Source organism: Streptomyces sp. NPDC048604, assembly GCF_043199435.1.
GTDB lineage: Bacteria > Actinomycetota > Actinomycetes > Streptomycetales > Streptomycetaceae > Streptomyces.
The window spans coordinates 143,677-165,969 of sequence record NZ_JBICVX010000008.1 but is presented as its reverse complement, the minus strand read 5'-3'; the positions used below and the strand labels follow the sequence as shown (position 1 = coordinate 165,969).

At 74.5% G+C, this 22,293-nt stretch carries 21 protein-coding genes; 12 read left to right on the top strand and 9 right to left on the bottom strand.

Going from position 1 to position 22,293, the window contains the following annotated elements; translation table 11 throughout:
• Window positions 1-45 precede the first annotated feature (45 nt).
• On the top strand, window positions 46-2,472 hold the full coding sequence (locus ACGFMM_RS18520; RefSeq protein ID WP_393647418.1) for a right-handed parallel beta-helix repeat-containing protein: 2,427 nt from the start codon (window positions 46-48) through the stop codon (window positions 2,470-2,472).
• On the opposite strand, the gene ACGFMM_RS18515 is transcribed toward ACGFMM_RS18520, so the two are convergent.
• A complete protein-coding gene (locus tag ACGFMM_RS18515; protein ID WP_393647417.1) occupies window positions 2,442-4,871 on the bottom strand; it encodes a hypothetical protein in 2,430 nt (809 codons plus the stop codon). The two genes, ACGFMM_RS18520 and ACGFMM_RS18515, sit on opposite strands and share 31 nt — an antisense overlap.
• A 125-nt stretch (window positions 4,872-4,996) precedes the next feature.
• Between ACGFMM_RS18515 and ACGFMM_RS18510 the strand changes: the two genes are divergently transcribed.
• The 3 genes from ACGFMM_RS18510 (at window position 4,997) to ACGFMM_RS18500 (ending at window position 6,864) form a co-directional block, all read left to right on the top strand.
• Window positions 4,997-5,848, top strand: coding sequence for a DeoR/GlpR family DNA-binding transcription regulator (locus ACGFMM_RS18510; protein ID WP_393647416.1), 852 nt, complete (start codon window positions 4,997-4,999; stop codon window positions 5,846-5,848).
• Complete coding sequence (locus tag ACGFMM_RS18505; protein WP_393647415.1) at window positions 5,845-6,288, top strand: SRPBCC family protein; 444 nt, start codon at window positions 5,845-5,847, stop codon at window positions 6,286-6,288. The genes ACGFMM_RS18510 and ACGFMM_RS18505 overlap by 4 nt, the downstream gene beginning before the upstream one ends.
• 90 nt (window positions 6,289-6,378) lie before the next feature.
• Window positions 6,379-6,864, top strand: a complete 486-nt coding sequence (locus ACGFMM_RS18500) for an SRPBCC family protein (RefSeq protein ID WP_393647414.1) — start codon at window positions 6,379-6,381, stop codon at window positions 6,862-6,864.
• Here ACGFMM_RS18500 and ACGFMM_RS18495 read toward each other — a convergent pair.
• Window positions 6,842-7,957 (bottom strand): PLP-dependent cysteine synthase family protein, encoded by a 1,116-nt coding sequence (locus ACGFMM_RS18495; protein ID WP_393647413.1) that lies wholly within the window; start codon window positions 7,955-7,957, stop codon window positions 6,842-6,844. The genes ACGFMM_RS18500 and ACGFMM_RS18495 overlap by 23 nt on opposite strands.
• A 203-nt stretch (window positions 7,958-8,160) precedes the next feature.
• On the opposite strand from ACGFMM_RS18495, the gene ACGFMM_RS18490 reads away from it, so the two are divergent.
• Together ACGFMM_RS18490 and ACGFMM_RS18485 are read left to right on the top strand one after the other, a co-directional pair.
• A complete protein-coding gene (locus ACGFMM_RS18490) occupies window positions 8,161-8,460 on the top strand; it encodes a hypothetical protein (protein WP_393647412.1) in 300 nt (99 codons plus the stop codon).
• 172 nt (window positions 8,461-8,632) lie between these two features.
• A complete protein-coding gene (locus ACGFMM_RS18485) occupies window positions 8,633-9,202 on the top strand; it encodes an ATP-binding protein (RefSeq protein ID WP_393647411.1) in 570 nt (189 codons plus the stop codon).
• A gap of 84 nt (window positions 9,203-9,286) precedes the next feature.
• Here ACGFMM_RS18485 and ACGFMM_RS18480 read toward each other — a convergent pair whose 3' ends face one another.
• The 3 genes from ACGFMM_RS18480 to ACGFMM_RS18470 are packed head-to-tail and all read right to left on the bottom strand — an operon-like array spanning window position 9,287 to window position 12,968.
• On the bottom strand, window positions 9,287-11,854 hold the full coding sequence (locus ACGFMM_RS18480) for an ABC transporter permease (RefSeq protein ID WP_393647410.1): 2,568 nt from the start codon (window positions 11,852-11,854) through the stop codon (window positions 9,287-9,289).
• Window positions 11,851-12,660 (bottom strand): ABC transporter ATP-binding protein, encoded by an 810-nt coding sequence (locus ACGFMM_RS18475; protein ID WP_393647409.1) that lies wholly within the window; start codon window positions 12,658-12,660, stop codon window positions 11,851-11,853. Before ACGFMM_RS18475 ends, ACGFMM_RS18480 begins: the two co-directional genes overlap by 4 nt.
• The gene (locus ACGFMM_RS18470; RefSeq protein WP_393647408.1) at window positions 12,657-12,968 is read right to left on the bottom strand and encodes an SHOCT domain-containing protein; all 312 of its coding nucleotides are present in this window, start codon (window positions 12,966-12,968) and stop codon (window positions 12,657-12,659) included. The genes ACGFMM_RS18475 and ACGFMM_RS18470 overlap by 4 nt, the downstream gene beginning before the upstream one ends.
• A gap of 169 nt (window positions 12,969-13,137) precedes the next feature.
• On the opposite strand from ACGFMM_RS18470, the gene ACGFMM_RS18465 reads away from it, so the two are divergent.
• Together ACGFMM_RS18465 and ACGFMM_RS18460 are read left to right on the top strand one after the other, a co-directional pair.
• Window positions 13,138-13,710: a TetR/AcrR family transcriptional regulator gene (locus ACGFMM_RS18465; protein ID WP_393647407.1), complete on the top strand. Its 573-nt coding sequence runs from the start codon at window positions 13,138-13,140 to the stop codon at window positions 13,708-13,710.
• Window positions 13,711-13,746: 36 nt separating this feature from the next.
• Window positions 13,747-14,328, top strand: coding sequence for a DUF4865 family protein (locus ACGFMM_RS18460; protein ID WP_393647406.1), 582 nt, complete (start codon window positions 13,747-13,749; stop codon window positions 14,326-14,328).
• A 7-nt stretch (window positions 14,329-14,335) separates the two neighbouring features.
• Here ACGFMM_RS18460 and ACGFMM_RS18455 read toward each other — a convergent pair whose 3' ends face one another.
• Both ACGFMM_RS18455 and ACGFMM_RS18450 read right to left on the bottom strand, forming a co-directional pair.
• A complete protein-coding gene (locus ACGFMM_RS18455; RefSeq protein WP_393647405.1) occupies window positions 14,336-15,097 on the bottom strand; it encodes an SAM-dependent methyltransferase in 762 nt (253 codons plus the stop codon).
• Window positions 15,098-15,270: 173 nt separating this feature from the next.
• Window positions 15,271-16,500 carry an ROK family protein gene (locus ACGFMM_RS18450; protein WP_393647404.1) on the bottom strand — a complete coding sequence of 410 codons (1,230 nt, stop codon included), beginning with the start codon at window positions 16,498-16,500 and terminating at the stop codon, window positions 15,271-15,273.
• Between the two features lie 168 nt (window positions 16,501-16,668).
• Between ACGFMM_RS18450 and ACGFMM_RS18445 the strand changes: the two genes are divergently transcribed.
• The 3 genes from ACGFMM_RS18445 to ACGFMM_RS18435 all read left to right on the top strand — a co-directional run bounded on the left by ACGFMM_RS18445 (window position 16,669) and on the right by ACGFMM_RS18435 (window position 19,429).
• Complete coding sequence (locus ACGFMM_RS18445) at window positions 16,669-17,346, top strand: endonuclease (RefSeq protein ID WP_393647403.1); 678 nt, start codon at window positions 16,669-16,671, stop codon at window positions 17,344-17,346.
• Between the two features lie 78 nt (window positions 17,347-17,424).
• A complete protein-coding gene (locus tag ACGFMM_RS18440; RefSeq protein ID WP_393647402.1) occupies window positions 17,425-18,645 on the top strand; it encodes an MFS transporter in 1,221 nt (406 codons plus the stop codon).
• A 25-nt stretch (window positions 18,646-18,670) separates the two neighbouring features.
• Window positions 18,671-19,429 carry a maleylpyruvate isomerase family mycothiol-dependent enzyme gene (locus ACGFMM_RS18435; protein ID WP_393647401.1) on the top strand — a complete coding sequence of 253 codons (759 nt, stop codon included), beginning with the start codon at window positions 18,671-18,673 and terminating at the stop codon, window positions 19,427-19,429.
• 66 nt (window positions 19,430-19,495) lie between these two features.
• Here the strand turns inward: ACGFMM_RS18435 and ACGFMM_RS18430 are convergent, their stop codons facing one another.
• The gene (locus ACGFMM_RS18430; protein WP_393647400.1) at window positions 19,496-19,933 is read right to left on the bottom strand and encodes a MarR family winged helix-turn-helix transcriptional regulator; all 438 of its coding nucleotides are present in this window, start codon (window positions 19,931-19,933) and stop codon (window positions 19,496-19,498) included.
• An 87-nt stretch (window positions 19,934-20,020) separates the two neighbouring features.
• On the opposite strand from ACGFMM_RS18430, the gene ACGFMM_RS18425 reads away from it, so the two are divergent.
• The gene (locus ACGFMM_RS18425) at window positions 20,021-21,535 is read left to right on the top strand and encodes an MFS transporter (protein WP_393647399.1); all 1,515 of its coding nucleotides are present in this window, start codon (window positions 20,021-20,023) and stop codon (window positions 21,533-21,535) included.
• Window positions 21,536-21,616: 81 nt separating this feature from the next.
• Here ACGFMM_RS18425 and ACGFMM_RS18420 read toward each other — a convergent pair whose 3' ends face one another.
• Window positions 21,617-22,282 (bottom strand): response regulator, encoded by a 666-nt coding sequence (locus tag ACGFMM_RS18420; RefSeq protein WP_393647398.1) that lies wholly within the window; start codon window positions 22,280-22,282, stop codon window positions 21,617-21,619.
• Window positions 22,283-22,293 lie beyond the last annotated feature (11 nt).

Below are 22,293 nucleotides of genomic sequence, written 5' to 3'. Positions count from 1 at the left end.
GCATCGGATCAGCGGCGACGCATGAGGCGGGGGCAAGACACACCCATGGCACAGGGCACGGTCCAGGTGACGCACACCGGCACGTCGCGGTGGCGGCGCCGTACGGGTGAGTACGCCTCCCTCGCGGCGGCCCTGGAGGCCGCAGGGGACGGAGACGTCCTCACCGTCGCGCCCGGCACATACCGGGAGAACCTGGTGATCCGACGGGCCGTCACGCTGCGCGGCCCGGACGGCGGGCAGGGCTCGGTGCGGATCGCGCCGGCCGACGGCGTCCCGCTGACCGTGCGCGCGTCGGCGACCGTCCAGGACATACACGTCGAGGGGCAGGACTCGGCCGCGCCGGCGCTGCTGGTCGAGGACGGCACCCCCGAGCTGCTCGATCTGCGGATCGTGACCCGCTCGGCCGCCGGGCTCGAAGTACGCGGCGCCGCCCGGCCGACCGTGCGGCGGGTCACCGTCGACAACCCGGCGGGCGTCGGCATCGCCGTGCTCGACGGCGCGGGCGGGGTGTTCGAGGAGTGCGAGATCGTCTCCGCCGGGCAGGCGGGCGTCTCGGTGCGCGGGGCCGCGCATCCGCGCCTGGAGCGCTGCCGGATCCACCACGCCTCGGGCGCGGGCCTCACCGTGGTCGGCGAGGGCAGTGCCCTGGAGGCCCTCGGCTGCGAGGTGTACGAGATCAAGGGCACCGGCGTCCAGGTCACCGGGCGCGGCACGGCCCACCTGACCGACTCGTCGGTCCACCGCACCTCGGCGGACGGCGTCACCCTGGACACCGACGCGGTGCTCAACCTCGCCGACTGCGACATCCACGACGTCCCGGAGAACGCGATCGACCTGCGGTCCCGTTCGGTCCTGACGCTGACCCGGTCGACCGTGCGCCGCTTCGGGCGCAACGGCCTGTCGGTGTGGGACCCGGGCACCCGGGTGGACGCCAACCAGTGCGAGATCCACGACAGCACGGGCGACTACCCGGCCGTGTGGGTCAGCGACGGGGCGACCGCCGTGCTGGAGTCCTGCCGGGTGCACGACGTACCGGACGCGCTGTTCGTGCTCGACCGCGGCTCGCGGGTCGACGTCGTCGACAGCGACCTGTCGCAGGTGCGCAACACGGCCGTGTCCGTGAGCGACGGGGCGTCCGCGCAGCTCGACGACTGCCGGATCCGGGAGGCGTCCACCGGGGCCTGGTTCCGGGACCACGGCAGCGGCGGCACGCTCGCCGGCTGCACCATCGACTCCGTGCAGACCGGCGTCATCGTCACCAAGGGCGCCGATCCGACGATCGACCGGGTCACCGTGGCCTCCCCCGCCGAGGCCGGGTTCTACGTGTCGGCGGAGGGCCGCGGCTCGTTCCTCGGCTGCCGGGTGACCGGCAGCGGCGGCTACGGCTTCCACGTGATGGACGGCTGCCGCACCACGCTGCGCAAGTGCCGTACGGAGCGGTGCGCCCGCGGCGGTTACGAGTACCCGCAGGACGGGCCGACGGTCGAGGACTGCACCAGCGACGAGAGCGGGATGCGCACCGCGTCCGCCGGCTCCGGCGCGCCCGTGCTGACGGCGACGCAGTCGACGGGGCTGCTCGGCACGGTCCCGGCGCCCCGCTCCCCCGCCCCGCCCGCCGCCGCCCCCGCACCGGCGGCGGCGCCCGAGCCGGTGCCCGAGGCACGGTCGTCGCAGGACGTCCTCGGCGAACTGGACGGGCTGGTGGGCCTGGAGAGCGTCAAGCACGAGGTCCGCACGCTCACCAACATGATCGAGGTGGGCCGCCGGCGTCAGAAGGCCGGGCTGAAGGCGGCCTCGGTCCGCCGCCATCTGGTCTTCACCGGCAACCCGGGCACCGGCAAGACGACGGTGGCCCGGCTGTACGGCGAGATCCTCGCCTCGCTCGGCGTCCTGGAGCGCGGTCATCTGGTCGAGGTGTCCCGGGTCGACCTGGTCGGCGAGCACATCGGCTCGACGGCGATCCGCACCCAGGAGGCGTTCGACCGGGCGCGCGGCGGGGTGCTGTTCGTCGACGAGGCGTACGCGCTGTCGCCGGAGGACTCCGGCCGGGACTTCGGCCGCGAGGCCATCGACACGCTGGTCAAGCTGATGGAGGACCACCGGGACGCGGTGGTCGTCATCGTGGCCGGGTACACGGCGGAGATGGAGCGGTTCCTGACCGTCAACCCCGGTGTGGCGTCCCGTTTCTCACGGACCATCACCTTCAGCGACTACGTGCCGGACGAGCTGCTGCGGATCGTCGGGCAGCAGGCGGACGACCACGAGTACCGGCTCGCCGACGGCACGGAGGGCGCGCTGCTGAAGTACTTCACCGAGCTGCCGAAGGGTCCGGCGTTCGGCAACGGCCGTACCGCGCGCCAGACCTTCGAGTCGATGGTGGAGCGGCACGCGGGCCGGGTCGCCGCGCTCGCCGAGGCGAGCACGGACGACCTGACCCTGCTCTACCCGGAGGACCTGCCCGAACTCCCCTGACCGGTCCGGTCGTCGGAGCGCTGCCGGGGCAGCGCCGGCGGCAACCGGTCGAGCAGCACGGTCCGTTCGGCGGCGAACACCGGGTCGGCCTGGTAGTCGGAGTGGCCGAGGACGGGTTCGGGCAGCGGGTGGTCGTGGTCCCGGCCGTACACCAGCGGGTCGAGCAGCGCGTCCCGGTCGACGGCCGGCTTGTCGCCGTCGGCGGGGACCCTGACGGGGCCGCCGATCGGGTCGGTGGCCCGCCACAGGTTCCGCCAGCAGTGCACCTCGCCGTGCAGCGCGGTGAGTTGGTCGGGTCCGAAGTAGGCGGGGAACCAGCGGCCGTAGAGCCGTTCCAGCGGGGAGCCGTACGTCAGCAGGGCGACCCGGTGGCGGGTGTGCTCGGGCAGCTGCCAGACCGCCGCGGCGGCGAGCACGCTGCCCTGCGAGTGCCCGGAGATGACCAGCCGGCCGCCGGTGGTACGGGTCCAGGAGCTCATCCGCCACGTCAGGTCCGGCACGGCCCGCTCGGCGTAGCAGGGCGGGGCGAACGGGTGGGCGGCGCGCGGCCAGAACGTGCCGACGTCCCACAGGATGCCGATGGTGCGGCGGGCGGAGGCGTCCTTGTAGGCGCGCCGGCCCCAGGTGACGAACAGTATGAAGCCGAGTCCGACCAGCCAGGAGCCGGTGGCCTGGGCGGCGTCGGCGGCGCCGGCGATCACGTCGTGGGCGCCGTCGAAGGCGCGGCCGGGCACGTTCCCGCTGGTCCACGCCCCGGCCACGGCTCCGGCGCCGAGCAGCAGGGTCGACCCGGAGACGATGCCGATGAGGACGGGCGCGGCGTCGGTGAGCCCGGCGGCGGCACGGGTGGAGGCGATGCGCCGGGTGCGGACGGGGTCGGGGGTCGCGACGCCGTAGTCGGCGTCCACCTCGGCGGCGAACCGGCGGGCCGTCAGCGCGGTGCGGGCGGCGAGGACTGCGCAGGGCACGACGAGCACCAGCAGCAGCACCGGGATGACCGACGCCTGCCAGCTGAGCAGCACCGGAGGGCCGACGATCCGCCCGCCCCCGGCGCCGGGCGTGCCGGGGCCGTCCAGCCAGTCGGCGACGCGCTGGGCGACGCCGCCGGTCATGACGCCGCCGAGGGCGCAGGCCAGCATGGCGGTGGCGGGGCCGCCGAGCCCGAACATCGCGGTCCGGGCGTGCGGGGCGCTGCGGTACAGGGAGAGCGCGACCACGCCGAGGGCGACGACGAGCAGGCCCTGGAAGAGGGTGAGCACGCCGAAGGTCGTGTCGCCGGGCAGGGTGCCGGACGACTCCCAGCCGGGCCGGGACCAGGCGGCGTACAGGAGGGCCGCGGCGAGCAGGGTCAGCGAGGCGGCCGGCAGCCGGGCCACCAGGGCGCGGTCGACGGCGTGGTCGAGGCGCTTCTCGCTGCGGCCGCGCCGGACCACCACGACGAGGCAGACCGCGGCGGTGAGGGCGAGCGCGGCTTCGAGCGCCGAGCCGACGAGGGCGCCCGCGCCGCCGGTGTCCCGGTCGTGGCGGGCGGCCGCGCCGCACACGGCGGCGGCGACGGTGAGGAACCCGGCGGCGGTGTGCGCCGCGCGCAGCCGGGCGACGAGCCTGCGCCCGTACCAGAAGCCGGGCCGGCCGAGCGCGGGACGGACCGGCGGGTGCTCCTCGGCCGGCGGGGCGTCCGCGCCCGTCTCGTCCCCGGCCGCGTCGTCGGAGGCCGACTCGTCCGCGCCCGGTTCGCCGGGCGGGGGCGTCGCGACGTCGTCGTACCCGGTGGGCGGGCGCTGGGCCTCGTAGGCGCTCCAGGTGCGGTTGGACAGGTACCAGAGCAGGGCGACGAGGGCGGCGGGGACGAGCGCGGCGAGGGCGAGCCGGCGGCCGGGCTGGGACCACCAGCCGCCGCGGTCGGCGGCCAGGAAGCCGAGCCAGGGGCGGTCGGCGGCGCAGGCGGCGGAGCCCGCGCACTGCCAGGCCGTCAGGTCCAGCGCGACCTCGCACGCGGCGGCGGTCAGCAGGACGGTGAGCGTGAGCGCGAGCAGCCGTACCAGGACGCCGTAGAGGCGCATGCTGCGGCGCCGTCCCCCGGCCGGCGGCCGCATCCAGTGCGCGAGGTTCGCGACCATGAACGGCAGGAGCAGCAGCCACAGCGCCCGGGTGCCGTTGCCCGAGGTGAGGTTGGACCAGCAGTACGCCTCCGGCACCGGCCGTTCGGCGTAGCGCTCGGGGTGGTCCTCGGCGTCGAGGTCGACGCCCCGGCGGTGCATGGCCGCGGTGGCGTCGCCGGTGACGCGTAGGGTGCGCGGGTCGTCGAGCATGTCCTGCGGGGTTGCCCCGCCCACTCCGTGGACGAGCAGTTCGAGTGCCGCGCCCCCGCTCTGCGGGGCCGGTGTGGCAGGGGACACTTCGGTGACTCACTCTCTGAGTGGGAGGATTCGACGGCACGTACAGAATCGCGGATGCGCGCGGCCCCGGGCAGAGGTCGCACACAATCCGCACCTTGTCCCCTCTGGAAGGACCGGCCCCGGCGGTGAGCGACAATCAGAATCTCCTCGCGGAGCAGCGGCGCGCTCTGATTCTCGACGAGGTAAGGCGTCGGGGAGGTGTCCGGGTCAACGAGCTGACGCGGCGGCTCAGTGTCTCCGACATGACCGTGCGCCGGGATCTGGACGCGCTGGCCCGGCAGGGCCTGGTCGAGAAGGTGCACGGCGGGGCCGTGCCGGTGGCCGAACCGGCGACGCACGAGCCCGGGTTCGAGGCCAAGTCGACGCTGGAGCCGGGCGCGAAGGAGGACATCGCGCGGGCCGCGGCGGCGATGGCGGCGCCGGGCAGCGCGCTCGCGCTCTCCGGCGGGACGACCACGTACGCGCTGGCGCAGCAGCTCCTCGACGTGCCGGACCTGACGGTGGTGACCAACTCGGTGCGTGTGGCGGACGTGTTCCATGCCGCGCAGCCGCCGGGTCCCTCGGGGGCGGCACGGCCGGGCGCGGCGACGGTGGTGCTCACCGGCGGGGTGCGGACGCCGTCGGACGCGCTGGTGGGGCCGGTGGCGGACCGGGCGATCGCCTCGCTCCACTTCGACGTGCTGTTCCTCGGCGTGCACGGCATCTCGGTCGAGGCGGGCCTTTCCACGCCCAACCTGGCGGAGGCGGAGACCAATCGCCGGCTGATGCGGTCGGCGCGCCGGGTCGTGGTGGTCGCCGATCACACCAAGTGGGGGACGGTGGGCCTGAGTTCGTTCGCGACGCTGGACGAGGTGGACACGCTGGTGACGGACCGGGGCGCGCCGCCGCGGATCCGCGCGGAGATGGCCGAGCATCTGCCGGGTCTGGTCGTGGCGGGCCCGGGCGGGGTGGTGGAGGAGTCCGAGGGCGACGCATGAGCGTGTTCCGGATCGAACGGCGTACGCCGCTCCCGCCGGCGGAGACCTGGCGGCGGCTGACGGACTGGCCGGCGCACGGCGCGCAGGTGCCGCTCACGCGTACCCGCGTCCTGACGCCCGGTCCGACGGCGGTCGGCACCCGCTTCACGGCCCGTACGGGCCTCGGGCGTGCGGCCTTCGACGACCCGATGGAGGTCGTGCGCTGGGAGCCGCCGACCGCGGACGCGCCGGGTGTGTGCCGGCTCGAGAAGCGGGGCCGGGTGGTGCTCGGCTGGGCGCAGATCGAGGTGTCGCCGGGCGTCGGCGGCGGCAGCCACGTCGTATGGCGCGAGGAGCTGCGGCTGCGCGGACTGCCCCGGGCCGCCGATCCGCTCCTCGGCGCGGCGGGGCGGCTGCTGTTCGGCCGGGCGCTGGACGGGCTGCTGAACGCCGGCCGCTGAACTCCGGCCGCTGATCCGACTTCTGGGCATCTGACGGATCGCCAGCTATGGTGTCCGGACCTTCGGCCCCGCCCCTTGGAGGTACGGTCCATGCCCCGCCGACTCCGGCTCGTGGAGCTCGACTTCGCCGCGACCGCGCCCGTACGCCTGACGTTCACGGCCGAACTGGCCGCCCCGCCGGGCGATGTGTACCGCGCGCTCGCCGAGGAGGTGGAGAGCACGCCCGTCTGGTTCGCCGCGGTGGCGGCCGCGACGCCGCACGACGGCGGCGCGGGGCGGACGGTCCGGCTGCGCGGCGGGATCCGGTTCCGGGAGACGATCATGGCGGCCGAGCCGGGTGCACGGTACGCCTACCGGATCGACGAGACCAACGCCCCCGGTGTGACGGCCATGCTGGAGGACTGGGTCCTCTCCCCCACCGCCGGCACGGGCACCCGGGTCGTCTGGACGATGGCCGTCGACGGCCCGGCCGTCTGCCGGCTGGCGCTCCGGCTGGCCCGGCCGGGCGTCGGCAAGTCGTTCCGGGACGCGATGCGCGGCCTGGACCGGCACCTCACTCCGGCCAGTCGCCCGTAGCGAGGAAGCTCTCGAGCTCGGCCGCGTACGGGGCGATGTCCAGGCCCTGTTCGGCGAGCCAGGCGTCGGAGTAGTACTTGTCGAGGTAACGCTCGCCCGGGTCGCAGAGCAGCGTGACGAGGCTGCCGGTGCGGCCCTCCGCGACCATCTCGGCGACGATCTTCAGCGCGCTCCACAGTCCGGTGCCGGTCGAGCCGCCCGCCTTGCGGCCGATCGCGGTCTCCAGCGCGCGGACCGCGGCGACGCTCGCCGCGTCGGGCACCTTCATCATCCGGTCGATGGCGCCGGGCACGAAGCTGGGCTCCATGCGCGGCCGCCCGATGCCCTCGATGCGGGAGCCGCAGTCGGCGGTGGCGTTCGGGTCGTTGTGGGTCCAGCCGTCGAAGAAGCAGGAGTTCTCCGGGTCGGCGACGCAGACGCGGGTGTCGTGCTGCATGTAGTGCACGTACCGGGCGATGGTCGCGGAGGTGCCGCCGGTGCCGGCGGTGGCCACGATCCAGGTCGGCTCCGGGTACCGCTCCAGGCGCAGCTGCTGGTAGATCGACTCGGCGATGTTGTTGTTGCCGCGCCAGTCGGTGGCCCGTTCCGCGTAGGTGAACTGGTCCATGTAGTGGCCGCCGGTGCGCTCGGCGAGCGCGGCGGACTCCTCGTACAGGGTGCGCGAGTCGTCCACGAAGTGGCACTGGCCGCCGTGGAATTCGATGAGCCGGCACTTCTCCGGGCTGGTGGTGCGCGGCATCACGGCGACGAACGGGACGCCGATCAGCTTGGCGAAGTACGCCTCGGAGACGGCCGTCGAGCCGCTGGACGCCTCGATGACCGGCTTGCCCGGCCGGATCCAGCCGTTGCACAGCGCGTACAGGAACAGCGAGCGGGCCAGCCGGTGCTTGAGGCTGCCGGTGGGATGCGTCGACTCGTCCTTCAGGTAGAGGTCGATGCCCCACTCGTCGGGGAGCGGGAAGCGCAGCAGATGCGTGTCGGCCGAGCGGTTCGCGTCGGCCTGCACCTTGCGGACGGCTTCCTTCAGCCACGCGCGGTACGCGGGGTCGCTGCGGTCCACGTCGATGGTGGCGGGTGGCATGGTGGTGCTCATGAGGTTCTCCTCGTCCTGTTCCCACTGCCGACGATAACCCCCTCACCTGCGCAAACGATCGCTTTGGGGAGCCATAGGAGTCGCTTGGGAGGGCCGCGGGAGAGCCTTGGACGGGCCTTGGGAGGGCCTGGGGAGGGCCTTGCGGGGCCGGTAGCGGGCGGTCAGACTTGCGGTGGAGACCGGTGCGAAGGGGGCGGTGAGCCATGACGGAGCCCGAGTTCAGTGCCACGGGGGTGCGCATCGAGCGCTGGCCGCGGTCGTTGACCCGGGCCGGCGAGGTGCGGATCGAGGACGGCCGGCTGGCGCTGCTGACCAGTTACGGCCGGGAGATCGACAGCGCTCCGGTGAAGGCCGTACGGGCGGGCCGGTCCTGGTTCTCGGGCCCGGACTCGGCCGTCGCGACGGTCAACGGCACCCGCTACCGGCTGACGATGGAGCCCGCGCGCTCGGGCGGCTTCCTGGAGGCGCTGCAGCGCGCGGTGGGGAGCACCCACGAACAGTGACGCGTCGCCGCGAGTTGCGGGGTCGTGACGCCTGGTTCAGGCTGGGTGGCATCACTCAGGGTTCATGAGCGGTGACGCTGTGACCCAGCCGCCGCTCCGCACGAACAGCAGGCAGCTGACTGCTGGATCGGATCTTCGTCTTCTTCCGGACCTATTTCGGGGAGTCGCAGCCGTGATCAGCGAACCGAGCAGGCACTGCACGGTAGAGGTCCAGGCTCTGCCGTCGCGGATCGGTCAGGTCCGCAGAATCGTGTCGGCGCATCTGCGCTACTGGCACCTGGACGCACTGATAGACCATGCGGCGCTCGGCCTGACCGAGCTGCTGACCAATGTCCACCGGCACGCACAGCCGGACAAGAAGTGCACCGTCGAGGTCGAGCTGCTGCTCGACCGGCTCACCGTGTCGGTCCTGGACCACGACCCGCGGCTGCCGTCCGAGACGGCCGGCGACCCGGACGGGGATCCCGATCCGTACGCCACCTCGGGGCGCGGTCTCGCGATCGTCGAGGCCGTCAGTGAGAGCTGGGGCGTCCGGCAGGAGGGCTCCGGGAAGGTCGTCTGGTTCACTCTTCCGGCCCCTTCCCTGTCGCTGACCGCGCCGCCGCGTCCGCACGCGGTGCACGGCGCGACCACGGACGGGCCGTTCGCCCCGGCGGCCTTCGTCCCGGACGACGTCCCGTTCGGGGTGCCCGCCGAGTCGGTACGGCCCCACGCGACGGCCAGGTCCGCGATCGCCGGCTGACGACCGCGGAACCCGCCGGACGCGGACCCGCTGGACACGGACCCACCGGACACGGGCCGCGCGGTCGCGGGCTCGGGCCGCGGCTCACTCCGTGGCGATCGCCCGCAGTACGTCCAGCCGGGCCGCGCGCCGGGCCGGCCGCCAGGCGGCGAGCACGCCGGCGGCGACCCCGACCAGGGCGACGACCGCCAGCGACAGCGGCGGCAGCGCGAAGGCGAACGGGCTGTCCCCCGCCGCCCCCGACGCCTCGACCAGCACCCAGCCGAGGAAGCCGCCGAGCAGCAGCCCGCCGGCCGTGCCGAACGCGGCGATCAGGACGGACTCCCAGCGGACCGTCGCCCGCAGCTGGGCGCGGGTCTGGCCGACGGCGCGCAGCAGGCCGAGCTCGCGGGTGCGTTCGTGCACGGCGAGGGTGAGCGTGTTGGCGATGCCGAGCAGCGCGATCACCACGGCAAGCGCGAGCAACGCGTACACGAGGGTGAGCATCATGTCGATGCCGCCGGCGGACGCCTCGGCGTACGCGTCCCGGGTCTGCACCTCCGGGTTGCCGTACTGCCGCGCGACCTCCTCGACCGCCGCCCGGCCGTCGTCGGCGGCGACGCCGTCCTTCAGGGTGACGGAGACGAGCGTGTCGGCGTCCTGCGTGCGGTGCGGGGCCCAGGCGTCGCGAGTGACCACGTACGGGCCGGCGAGCTCGGACTCCTGGTAGACCGCGCGGACGGTGAAGGTCTGCCGGGCGCCGTCGGTGAAGACGAGCTGCGCGGTGTCGCCGGGCTCCAGGCCGGCCTTCCCGGCCTCGGTCTCGGCGACGGCGAGGCCGTCAGGGCCGAGCCGGTCGAGCGAGCCCCGTACGGTCCCGAGGTCGAACGCGCGGGCCAGCACGGCGGGATCGGTGACGGTCAGCGCCCGTCCCTCGCCGTCGACCTGAGCGACGCCCCGGCCGAGCCCGACCGCGGTCTCGACCTCGGGCAGCGCCGCGAGCGCCGGGGCGAGCCGGGGGCTCAGCCCGCTGCCGCCCGCACCGAACGCGGGCGTGGACACGGCGAGGTCGCCCGCGAAGGAGCGCGACACGGTCTGGTCCATGGTGGCCTTCAGGGACGCCCCGAAGACGGTGAACAGGGAGACCACGGCGACGCCGATCATCAGCGCGGTCGCGGTGGCGGCCGTACGGCGCGGGCTGCGCAGCGCGTTGCGGCGCGCGAGGCCGCGGTTGACGCCGCGCAGCGGCCCGCCGAGGACCCGTACCGCGGCGGACGAGGCCACCGGGCCGAGCGCGACGAAGGCGGCGAGGGTCAGCACCGCGCCCGTGCCGGCCAGCCAGAGGGAGGGGACGACGAACAGGCCGGTCAGCGTGACGGCGAGGGCGGCGGCCAGGAGTCCGGCCCCGGTCAGGGTCCGGGCGCGTGAGGACGCCGAGTCGTCGACGGCCGTCTCGCGCAGGGCGGCGAGCGGCGCGGTGCGGCCGGCCTTCACGGCGGGGAGCAGCGCGGAGCCGAGGCAGACGAGGAGTCCCACGGCGAACGGCAGCGCCAGCGAGAGCCCGCCGATCACCAGGTCGCCTTCGGGGAACGGGAAGCCGATGGCCGGGAAGAGGGCCTGCAGCCCGGCGGCGACGCCGATCCCGCCGAGGAGTCCGGCGGCGGAGGCGAGCACGGCGACGACCGCGGCTTCGGCGAGGGTGGCCGCGAGGACCTGCCGCCGTACCGCGCCGAGCGCCCGCAGCAGCGCGTTCTCGCGGGTGCGCTGGGCGACCACGATCGCGAAGGTGTTGTGGATCGAGAAGACCGAGACGAGCAGCGCGATCCCGCTGAAGACCAGCAGGAACACGGTGAACAGCGTCAGGAACTGACCGGAGATCATGTCGGTGTTCTCGGCTGCGGACTGCTGTCCGGTGATGGCCTCCACGCCTGCGGGGAGTACGGGGGCGAGCGCGTCGACCAGCTCCTGCTGGCCGGTGCCGGGGCCGGCGCGGACGAGGATGCCCGCCGCGTCGCCGGGCTTCGCGGTGAGGTACCGCTCGGCGTCGGCGAGGGTCATGCCGGTGTACGTCACCTGGCCCATGCCGTCCTCGCCGCCGAAGGTGGCCAGACCCACGACGGTGACCTTGACGGGGTCGGGGGTGCGCAGGGTGGTGCGGTCGCCGATGCGGAGCTTCGCCGCCTCGGCGGCGCCCCGGTTGACGACGACCTCGCCGGACTTCTGCGGGGCGCGGCCCTCGGCGAGCCGGTACGGGTTGAGGGCGGTGTCCGCGATCCAGTTGCCGGCCAGGGTCGGCGGGCCCTGGCCGCCGACCGGCTCGCCGTCGGCGCCGACGAGCTGACCGGCGCCCTGGATCTGGGGTTCGGCGGCGGCGACGCCGGACGTCTTGCGCAGGGTGTCGGCGAGGGCGGCCGGGACGGGGTTCCGGGTGCCCTGGCGGTCGCCGGGCACGGTGACCACGCTCGTACTGCGGACCACGGCGTCGGTGCCGGCGGTGGCGCTGCCGAACAGCGAGTCGAAGCTCGCGCGGAGCGTGTCGCCCATGATGAGGGTGCCCGCGAGGAAGGCCACGCCGAGCAGGACGGCGGTGAAGGTGCCGGCGAAGCGGCGCTTGTGCGTGCGCAGGGAGGAGAGGCTGAGGCGAAGCGCTCCGAACCTCGTACCGGTGCTCATGGCCGGCCCCCTCCCCGGGTGTCGAATCCCGGTGCGTCGAATCCCCGGGTGTCGAATCCGCGGGTGTCGAACGCCTTCATCCGGTCGAGGACGCGTTCGGCGGTGGGCGCGGGCATCCGGTCGACGAGCCGGCCGTCGGCGAGGAAGACCACCTCGTCGGCGTGGGCGGCGGCGACCGGGTCGTGGGTGACCATGACGACGGTACGGCCGGTCCGCCGGACGGTGTCGCCGAGCAGCCGCAGCACCTCCTCGCCGGAGCGCGAGTCGAGGTTTCCGGTCGGTTCGTCGGCGAAGACGACGTCGGGCGTGCCCGCGAAGGCGCGGGCGACGGCGACGCGCTGCTGCTGTCCGCCGGACAGCTGCGAGGGCCGGTGGTGGAGCCGGTCGCGCAGACCGACGGCATCGATCAGGGCGTCCAGCCGGGCGCGGTCGGGGGCTCGGCCGGCGAGGTCGAGGGGCAGGGTGATGTTCTCGGCGACGGTGAGGGTCGGCAGCAGGTTGAACGCCTGGAAGACGAACCCGACGCGTTCGCGGCGCAGCAGGGTGAGGCGGCGGTCGTCGAGCGTGGACAGGTCGGTGTCGCCGATGAGCGCGGAGCCGGAGGTGAGGGTGTCGAGCCCGGCGGCGCAGTGCATGAGCGTGGACTTGCCGGAGCCGGAGGGCCCCATGATCGCGGTGAAGCGGCCGGCCGGGAAGCCGACGCTCACCCCGTCCAGGGCCCGCACCTCCGTGTCGCCGCCGCCGTAGACCTTCACGGCGTCGACGACCCGGGCGGCGGTGCCGGTGCGCAGGGCGGTGGCGGTCATGCCGCGCCTCCCTTGCGGTGCGCGACCCGGCCGAACTGCTCCTCCAGGACGGTGAGGCGGCGCCAGTACTCGTCCTCGTCGATCTCCCCGGCCGCGAAGCGGTGCCCGAGGAGGGCGATGGGCGAGTTCTCGTCGTAGCCGCCGCCGTCGCGGGCGCTGCCGTCGTACCCGGCCCACGGCCCGGACCAGCGGCGGCCGCGCCCGCCGGTGCGGCGCAGGACGGTGACGACGGTGACGATCACGGCGGCCCAGACCAGCGGGAAGAAGAGGACCCACGGTGCGGGACCTGCATGGGCGAGGGTGTTCATCTCGGTCAGCTCCTTGCGGTTCGTTACTGCCGAGCGTCCCGCGCGCAGGGGGTCCGAGTCGTCGTACGGCCAGCGGCTTCGCGCGTACGACGGAGGGAGTACAGGACCGCCGGGGATGTGCTCCTTCCTCTGGGCTTCTTCTGTACCTACTAGTATGTACAGTGGCCGAATGAGCACTCCGGACCGACTGATCGAGGCAACGCGCGAGCTGCTGTGGGAGCGCGGGTACGTGGGCACCAGCCCGAAGGCGATCCAGCAGGCGGCGGGAGCCGGCCAGGGCAGCATGTACCACCACTTCGCCGGGAAGCCCGACCTCGCGCTGGCCGCGATCCGGCGCACGGCGGAGGAGCTGAGGGCGGCGGCCGAGGCGGCCCTGGGGGGCGAGGGGTCGGCGTACGCGCGGATCGAGGCGTACCTGCGACGCGAGCGCGATGTGCTGCGGGGCTGCCCGGTGGGACGGCTGACGATGGACGCGGACGTGATGGCGAGCGCGGAGCTGCGCGCGCCGGTCGACGAGACGCTGGACTGGTTGCGCGGCCGGCTCGCCGGGATCGTCCAGGAGGGCCTGGACCGTGGCGAGTTGACGGGGCCGCTCGACCCGGGGGTGCTGGCGGCGACGGTCGTGGCGACCGTGCAGGGCGGCTATGTGCTGGCCCGGTCGTCCGGCTCGGCGACGGCCTTCGAGGCCGCCGTCGACGGACTGCTCATGCTGCTGTCGGCCTACAAGGGCCGTATGGCGTAAGGCCGTTCAAGAAGAACTTCGAGGGGAGTCCGGCACGTGCACGCCATGCAGTACGAGATCACCCTGCCCGCGGATTACGACATGGGGATCATCCGCGAACGGGTCGCGACCCGGGGTCATCTGCTCGACGCCTTCCCGGGTCTGGGGGTGAAGGCCTATCTGATGCGGGAGCGGGCGGACGGCTCCCCGGTGAACCAGTACGCGCCGTTCTACCTGTGGACGGCGCCGGAGGGCATGAACGCCTTTCTCTGGGGCCCCGGTTTCCAGGGGATCGTCGACGACTTCGGCCGGCCCGTCGTCCAGCACTGGACGGGGCTCGGGTACACCGAGGGGCCGGCGGCCGCGAGTCCGCCGCGGACGGCGACGCGCCGCCGCAGCCCGCTGCCGGCGGGCGCTGCCCCGGCGGCGGCCGTCGAGGAGGCGCTGGCGCGGCACGAGGCGGAGGCGCGGGCGGACGGCGTGGTGGCGAGCGCGCTCGCCGTCGACCCGCGCCACTGGGAGCTGTTGGCGCTCACGCTGTGGGCGGCGGAGCCGCCGGCGGACGCGGGCGAGCGCTTCCGGGTGCTGCACCTGTCGGCCCCGGAGCGCGCCAAGCTGCCCCGGGGCCGACAGTGGTGACGAACCGTCAGCCGACCGGGACCAGCGTCAGATAGGCGATGCCGAGGATGCCGCGATATCCCATCCAGCCGGCGCGCTGCCGGTCGACGCGGGCGCGGGTCTCCTCGGCGAGCGGGTGCTCGGGGTGGGCGGCGAGCCAGACTTCGGTGTCGTGGCGGTAGCCGGACTCGAACGCCTCCCACTCGTCGCGGCTCGCGGTCTCGATCCAGGCGGGCCGGAAACCGGCCTCGACGGCCAGGTCGACGAGTTCGGGGAGGAGGAAGTGGTCGGCGGCCGTGGCCCCGGGCCACATGCCGGCCAGCTCCGCGTCGGTGGGGGTGCGCTCCCAGAAGCCCTCGCCGAGCACGACCCGGCCGCCGGGCCGGACGAGCCGGCGCAGCTCGCGCAGTGCGGCCGCGGGGTCGTGCGGCAGTTCGGGGTCGCAGAGCGCCTGGCTGGACCCGAGGCAGAGGATCGCGTCGACGGGTCCGCGGGTGGTGCCGAGCGCGGACTCCTCGACGAACTCGACGCGCTCGGACAGCCCGCGCTCCTTCGCCAGGAGCCGGCCACGCGCCAGGTCCTCGGCGTTGATGTCGAGCCCGACACCGGTCGACCCGGGCGCGGCCTCCAGCACGCGCAGCAGCAACTCGCCCCAGCCGCAGCCGATGTCGAGGACGGTGGCGGGCGAGGCGTCGGCGAGCCGCCGGATGAATCCGTCGGCCCGGCTCCCGGAGAGCGGACCGTGGAAGGTGAGACTGCCGAGGCGGGGCGGAAGATCGTTGTCGGTCATGGGGCCGGACGCTAGCGCGCGAACGGGGCGGCGGCCAGCCAATTGGCGGAGGCGAGGTCGGGAACGGGGTGGGCGACGGCAGGCGTCGGGCTCGGCCCGAGCCGCCTGCGCCACGGCTCCGGGGCCGACCTCGAGCCCGTACGTGGCGCGACTCCAGGAGCCGGCCCGCGCCCTCACTCCGTCTTCTGGGCGCCCAGCGCTCCGATCGGGTCGTCGAGGACGGGCTGCCAGGCGAGTTCGGCCGCGCCGACGAGGCTGTTGTGGTCCAGGGTGCAGGGCAGGATCGGCACGCCGCCGCTGCGGCCCCACAGGCTGCGGTCGGCGACGACCGCGCGCAGGCGTTCCGGGTCGGCGTCGAGGAGTTCGCGGTGCAGGCCGCCGAGGATGATGCGGTCCGGGTTGAGGATGTTGACCAGGCCGGCGAGCCCGAGGCCGAGCCGGTCGATCAGCTCCTCGGTGGCCGCGCGCACGCCCGGGTCGTCCCGGCGGGCGCGCAGCAGTTCGCGGGACTGGGCGAGCAGCGAGACCTCGGGGCCCGGGTCGCGGCCGGCGGCGACGAGGAAGGCCAGCGGGTCGGTCTCGACGTCGAGGCAGCCGCGGCTGCCGCAGTAGCAGGCGCGGCCCTCGGGGTTCACGGTGAGGTGCCCGACCTCGAGGGCGAGGCCCGAACTGCCCGTGTGCAGGCGGCCGTCGAGGACCAGCGCGCCACCCACGCCGCGGTGGCCGGTGGCGACGCACAGCAGGTGCTGGGCCCCGCGGCCGGCGCCGTGGCGGTGCTCGGCGAGGGCGGCGAGGTTCACGTCGTTGCCGGTGAAGGCGGGACCTTCGATGCCGGCGGCGCGTACCCGCTCGGCGAAGATCTCGCGGACCGGCGCGCCGGCGGGCCAGGCGAGGTGGAGCGGGTTGAGGGCGGTGCCCTCGGGTTCGGCGACGGCGGAGGGCGCGGCGAGCCCGGCGCCGACGCAGCGGCGGCCGCTGTCGCGGAGCAGCGCCGCGCCGGCCTCGACGACCTCGCCGAGGACCTGCGCGGGGTCCTCGGAGACGGTGACGCAGCCGGGCGCGGTCGCGACGATCCGTCCGCCGAGGCCGACGAGCGCGGCGCGGAAGCCGTCGGCGTGGACCTGGGCGGCGAGGGCGACGGGGCCGGTGTCGTCGACGGACAGACGGTGCGAGGGCCGGCCCTGGGATCCGGCCGCGGCGCCCGGGTTGGAGTCGACGCGGATGAGGCCGAGGGCCTCCAGTTCGGCGGCCACGGCCCCGGCGGTCGCGCGGGTGACGCCCAGCTCGGCGGTGAGCACGGCGCGGGTGGGGGCGCGTCCGGTGTGCACGAGTTCCAGCGCGGGGCCGAGTGCGCTGCGGCCCCTGTCAAGCCGTGTCCGGGTCGTGGTCGCCTTGCCGTTCATGGGGGCGAGTCTCCCATGATCGGCCGCTTCGGTTCCCGTACGGGCGGGAAGGGGCGGTTTCGGAGGGGGTGCCGGGGCCGTTGCGGGGGCGGTGTGCCGGGGCCGTTTCGGGGGCGGCGCGCCGGGTACCGCGCGGGGTGAGAGGCGGGGGCTTCCGCGGGAGGCGGCATGCCCGGCACCGGCACTGGCACCGGCACGGCTACGAGGACACGCGCGCGGGCGCGCGTGGAGGCGCTGCTCGCGGAGCGCGGGCAGACGTACGCGGAGGAGGCGGGGATCCGGTTGAAGGACACCCCGCAGCCGCTGTACGAGCTTCTCGTCCTGACCCATCTGCTCAGCGCGCGGATCCGCGCCGCCACGGCCGTGGCGGCGGCCCGCGCCCTGTTCGCGGCGGGGATGACCAGCCCGCGGCGGATGCGGGACGCGACCTGGCAGGAGCGGGTCGACGCGCTCGGCGAGGGCGGCTACCGGCGCTACGACGAGAGCACCGCGACGCAGCTGGGCCGTGAGGCCGAGCTGGTGCTTGCGGAGTACGGCGGCGATCTGCGCCGTATGCGGGAGGCGGCCGAAGGCGACGCGGACGCGCTCCGCGAGGCCCTGCGCGCCTCGCCCGGCATCGGGCCCGCGGGCGCGGACATCTTCCTGCGCGAGGTCCAGGGCGTCTGGCCCGAGTACGCCCCGGTCCTGGACGGCCGCACCCTGGACGGCGCCCGGAAGCTGGGCCTGCCGGCGGACCCGCGGGAACTGGCCGGGCTGGTCCCGGAGGGCCGGCTGCCCGCCCTCGCCGCGGCCTTGGTCCGCGTCGCCCTGGACCGCCGCTCCCCGGAGCTGGACGCGGCCGCCTGAGCGGGGCTCGACCCGCGCGGGGGCCGTCGCGCCCCGGCCCGGCTTGATGCACGCTCCCCCGACCCCTATCCTGACTTTGTGCCGCTACTAAACAAACTAGCGACGGCCGTACCGGGGGGCCTCGGCGGAGACACCGCCGTCCGTTCCCTGTCCCGCCTCCGCGTCGCCCTCACCCTCTTCTTCGCCCTCGACGGGTTCCTCTTCGCCGGCTGGGTCGTCCGCATCCCCGCCATCAAGCAGCAGACGGGCGCGTCCGCCGGCGAACTCGGGCTCGCGCTGCTCGGCGTCTCGGCCGGCGCGGTCGTGACCATGACCCTGACCGGCCGGCTGTGCCGGCGTTACGGCAGCCATGCCGTCACCGTCGCGACCGCCGTCCTGCTCTCGCTGAGCATCGCGCTGCCCGCGCTCACCCGCTCGCCGCTCGCCCTCGGGCTCGTCCTGCTGCTGTTCGGCGCCGCGTACGGCGGGATCAACGTGGCGATGAACAGCGCCGCCGTCGATCTCGTCGCCGCGCTGCGCCGGCCCGTGATGCCCGGCTTCCACGCCGCGTTCAGCCTCGGCGGGATGCTCGGCGCGGGGCTCGGCGGACTGGTCGCCGGCTCCGTAGCGCCCGGCGCGCACCTGTTCGGGCTCACCGTCGCCGGTCTGCTGCTCACCGCCCTCGCCGGCCCCGTCCTCCTGCGCCACCCCTCCCCCGCACCGCCGGAGCCCGCCGTCGCCGCGCCGCGCCCGGCCGGCCGGTCCGGGTCCCGTCACGCGGTGCTGGTCTTCGGGGTGATCGCGCTGTGCACGGCGTACGGGGAGGGCGCGCTGGCCGACTGGGGCGCATTGCACCTGGAGCAGGACCTGCACGCCCACCCGGGCGTCGCCGCGGCCGGGTACTCGGTGTTCGCGCTGACCATGACAGCCGGCCGGCTCTCCGGCACGGTGCTCCTCGAACGCCTCGGCCAGACCCGAACGCTGGTCGCCGGAGGTGCGACGGCGGCCCTGGGCATGCTGCTCGGCTCGCTCGCCCCGAACGTCTGGGCCGCGCTGCTCGGCTTCGCCGTCACCGGCCTCGGCCTGGCGAACATCTTCCCGGTCGCGGTGGCCCGCGCCGGTGCGCTCGCCGGACCCAGCGGCGTCGCGACCGCCTCGACGCTCGGCTACGGCGGCATGCTCCTCGGGCCCCCGTCGATCGGCTTCCTCGCCGACTGGTTCTCCCTCCCGCTCGCCCTCACCACCGTCGCCGCGCTCGCGGCGGGCGCGGCCCTGATCGGCTATCTCGCTCGCAACGCCGCCGCCGAAGGCGGGGCCTGAGGGCCCGCCTGGCAGAATCGTCCGCATGGAGCCGATCCTCGGCGTCGCCGAGCACCTCACCGCACTGGACGCGTCGGGCCGCGCGCTCGCCGCCGCGGCCGCCGAGGCGGGCCTCGACGCGCCGGTGCCGACCTGCCCGGGCTGGCAGATCCGCGACCTGCTCCGGCACACCACGATGGTGCACCGCTGGGCCGCCGCCTTCGTGGCCGAGGGCCACACCTCGTACCGGCCCGACGGGGGCGAAACCCGGCTCGACGGCGCGGAGTTGCTCGCGTACTTCCGCGAGGGGCATGCCGCGCTCGTCGACACGCTGGCCAAGGCGCCCGCGGAGCTGGAGTGCTGGACGTTCCTGCCGGCGCCGTCGCCGCTCGCGTTCTGGGCGCGCCGCCAGGCGCACGAGACCCAAGTACACTGCGCGGACGCCGAGTCGGCGCTGCCGGGCGGGCCGCGCCCGGTCGACGCGGCTCTCGCCGTCGACGGCGTCGACGAGCTGCTGCTCGCCTTCCACGGGCGCAGTCGCAGCCGCGTACGGACCGAGTCGCCGCGCGTGCTGCGGGTCCGCGCGACGGACACCGGCGACGTGTGGACCGTACGGCTGTCGCCGGACGCCGCCCCGGACACCGCGCGCAACGCCGAAGGGCCCGCCGACTGCACCCTGTCCGGGCCCGCCTGGCGGCTCTATCTGACGCTCTGGAACCGGCTGTCCGCCGACGCCGTGGAGGTCTCCGGCGACGCCTCGCTCGCCGCGTTGTGGCGCGAGCACTCGGGAATCACCTGGTCGTAACGGGCGCGCGACCGGCCCGAGGGGTCGACCCGAGGGGCACGTCCCGGCCGTTCACACCCGCCCGTCTCAGGCGTCCGGCGTCCGCTCTTCCGACGTTCGCTCGTCCGCCGTTCGCTCGTCCAGCATCCGCTTCAGCACCGCCCGTTGCAGGGGCCGTGCCTCGGCGTGCCGCTGACGACCGGCGTCCGTGAGGGCCACCTTCACCCCGCGCCGGTCCTCGCCGCACATCCCGCGCACGACGAGCCCGCCCTTCTCCAGGCGGGCGACCAGACGGGACAGCGCGCTCTGGCTCAGGTGGATGTGGGACGCCAGTTCCTGGACGCGGCAGGCGTCGCCGCCGTCCGCCGGCTCGACCTCGGCCAGCACGTCGAGCACCTCGAAGTCGCTGGCCCCGATCCCGAACGGCTGCAGGGCGCGGTCCAGTTCACAGGTCGTCCGGGCGTGCAGCGCGAGGACGTCCCGCCACTCCTGGACGAGCACCCGTTCGGACTTCTTCCCTGCCATGGCCGCACGTTAGCAGAGACGCCGCTCATTGTTGCACCGGAATTAAATGCGTGCGCATTCAATGCGCGTGCATGTACTGTGCCGTGCATGACCACACCGCTCGACTCCTCGCTCAACTCCCCTGCGTCACAAGACCGATGGAGCCCCCGCCTATGGGGGACCCTGCTCGTGCTCTGCGCCGCGATGTTCCTCGACGCACTCGACGTCTCGATGGTCGGCGTCGCGCTGCCGTCCATCGCCACCGATCTCGGCCTGTCCACCGCCACGCTCCAGTGGATCGTCAGCGGCTACATCCTCGGCTACGGCGGACTGCTGCTGCTCGGCGGCCGCGCCGCCGATCTGCTGGGCCGCCGCCGGGTCTTCCTGATCGCGCTCGCGGTCTTCGCGCTCGCCTCGCTGCTCGGCGGACTGGTCGACTCCGGCCCGCTGCTCATCGCCAGCCGCTTCATCAAGGGCCTGAGCGCCGCGTTCACCGCGCCCGCCGGACTCTCGATCATCACCACGACCTTCAAGGAGGGCCCGCAGCGCAACCGGGCCCTGTCCATCTACACCACCTGCGCCGCCACCGGCTTCTCGATGGGCCTGGTGCTCTCCGGCCTGCTGACCGAGCTCAGCTGGCGCTGGACGATGCTGCTGCCCGCGCCGGTCGCGCTGATCGCGCTGGTCTTCGCCCTGAAGCTGATCCCGCACAGCGAGCGCGAACAGGGCCGCGGCGGCTACGACCTGCCGGGCGCCGTCACCGGCACGGCCGCGATGCTGCTGCTCGTCTTCACCGTCGTCCAGGCCCCCGAGGCCGGCTGGGGCTCGGCCCGCACGCTGCTGTCCTTCCTGGGCGCGGCCGTCCTGCTCGCCGCCTTCGTGGCGATCGAGCGGCGCAGCGCGAGCCCGCTGGTCCGGCTCGGCGTGCTTCGCTCCGGCTCGCAGGTGCGGGCCCAGCTCGGCGCGGCCGCGTTCTTCGGCTCGTACGTGGCCTTCCAGTTCATCGTCACCCAGTACATGCAGGCGCTGCTCCACTGGTCGGCGCTGCAGACCGCGCTGGCGTTCCTGCCCGCCGGCCTGCTGGTGGCACTGTCGTCGACGAAGATCGGCGCGATCGTCGACCGGTTCGGCACGCCGCGGGTCATCGCGGCCGGCTTCACGCTGCTCGTCGTCGGCTACGCGCTCTTCCTGCGGATCTCGCTGACCCCGCAGTACGCGGCGGTGATCCTGCCGGCGATGCTGCTGATCGGCGCGGCCTGCGCCCTGGTCTTCCCCTCGCTCAACATCCAGGCCACCAACGGTGTCAAGGACGAGGAGCAGGGCATGGTCTCCGGGCTGCTGAACACGTCCATCCAGGTCGGCGGGGCGATCTTCCTCGCCGTCGTCACCGCCGTGATCACGGCGGACGGACAGTCGAACGGCTCGCCGCAGGCGGTCCTGGACAGCTTCCGGCCCGGTCTGGCGGTCGTCGCCTTCATCGCTCTCGCGGGTCTGCTGATCACCCTGCCCGGGCTGCGGACCCGGCCGGGCCGCCAGGAGTCGCTGGTCGTCGCCACGTCCGACCCGACCGACCTGAAGTCCGACCGCAGGCCCGCGCAGGAGCCCGTGGGGGCGCGCGACTGACGCAACGATCACCGAACGTCCGTACCTGCACGGGGGGTACGGAACCGGGGCGGCCGCAGGCATGCGGCCGCCCTCGCGCGTTCAGCCCAGCCAGCCCGGCCGGACGAGGCCCGACTCGTAGGCGAGTACGACCAGTTGGGCGCGGTCGCGGGCGCCGAGCTTCACCATCGTCCGGCTGACGTGGGTCTTGGCGGTCAGCGGGCTGACGACCAGGCGGCGGGCGATCTCCTCGTTGGACAGGCCGATGCCCACCAGGGCCATCACCTCCCGCTCCCGCTCGGTGAGTTCATCGAGTCCCTGCGGGCCGGAGGGGCCCTTGGAACGGGCCGCGAACTCCGCGATCAGGCGGCGTGTGACACCGGGCGAGAGCAGCGCGTCGCCGTCGACGACGGCGCGCACCGCCCGCAGCAGCTCCTCCGGTTCGGTGTCCTTGACGAGGAAGCCGGAGGCTCCGGCGCGGATCGCCTCGAAGACGTACTCGTCGAGCTCGAAGGTGGTCAGCATGACCACCCTGACGTCGCCCAGTACGTCGTCGCCGGTGATCGCGCGGGTCGCGGTCAGGCCGTCGAGCCTGGGCATGCGGATGTCCATCAGGACGACGTCCGGGCGCAGTTCGCGAACCAGCGCCACGGCTTCGTCGCCGTCCGCGGCCTCGCCGGCCACCTCGATGTCCGGCTGGGCGTCGAGCAGGGCCCGGAAGCCCGCCCGGACCAGCGACTGGTCGTCGGCGAGCAGGACGCGGATCACGGGGTCTCCTT

Coding starts and splice junctions, on each gene's coding strand:
- ACGFMM_RS18520 (WP_393647418.1), top strand. CDS start 46: ATGGCACAGGGCACGGTCCAGGTGACGCACACCGGCACGTCGCGGTGG.
- ACGFMM_RS18505 (WP_393647415.1), top strand. CDS start 5,845: ATGAGCGTGTTCCGGATCGAACGGCGTACGCCGCTCCCGCCGGCGGAG.
- ACGFMM_RS18500 (WP_393647414.1), top strand. CDS start 6,379: ATGCCCCGCCGACTCCGGCTCGTGGAGCTCGACTTCGCCGCGACCGCG.
- ACGFMM_RS18495 (WP_393647413.1), bottom strand. CDS start 7,957: ATGAGCACCACCATGCCACCCGCCACCATCGACGTGGACCGCAGCGAC.
- ACGFMM_RS18490 (WP_393647412.1), top strand. CDS start 8,161: ATGACGGAGCCCGAGTTCAGTGCCACGGGGGTGCGCATCGAGCGCTGG.
- ACGFMM_RS18480 (WP_393647410.1), bottom strand. CDS start 11,854: ATGAGCACCGGTACGAGGTTCGGAGCGCTTCGCCTCAGCCTCTCCTCC.
- ACGFMM_RS18475 (WP_393647409.1), bottom strand. CDS start 12,660: ATGACCGCCACCGCCCTGCGCACCGGCACCGCCGCCCGGGTCGTCGAC.
- ACGFMM_RS18470 (WP_393647408.1), bottom strand. CDS start 12,968: ATGAACACCCTCGCCCATGCAGGTCCCGCACCGTGGGTCCTCTTCTTC.
- ACGFMM_RS18465 (WP_393647407.1), top strand. CDS start 13,138: ATGAGCACTCCGGACCGACTGATCGAGGCAACGCGCGAGCTGCTGTGG.
- ACGFMM_RS18455 (WP_393647405.1), bottom strand. CDS start 15,097: ATGACCGACAACGATCTTCCGCCCCGCCTCGGCAGTCTCACCTTCCAC.
- ACGFMM_RS18450 (WP_393647404.1), bottom strand. CDS start 16,500: ATGAACGGCAAGGCGACCACGACCCGGACACGGCTTGACAGGGGCCGC.
- ACGFMM_RS18445 (WP_393647403.1), top strand. CDS start 16,669: ATGCCCGGCACCGGCACTGGCACCGGCACGGCTACGAGGACACGCGCG.
- ACGFMM_RS18435 (WP_393647401.1), top strand. CDS start 18,671: ATGGAGCCGATCCTCGGCGTCGCCGAGCACCTCACCGCACTGGACGCG.
- ACGFMM_RS18430 (WP_393647400.1), bottom strand. CDS start 19,933: ATGGCAGGGAAGAAGTCCGAACGGGTGCTCGTCCAGGAGTGGCGGGAC.
- ACGFMM_RS18425 (WP_393647399.1), top strand. CDS start 20,021: ATGACCACACCGCTCGACTCCTCGCTCAACTCCCCTGCGTCACAAGAC.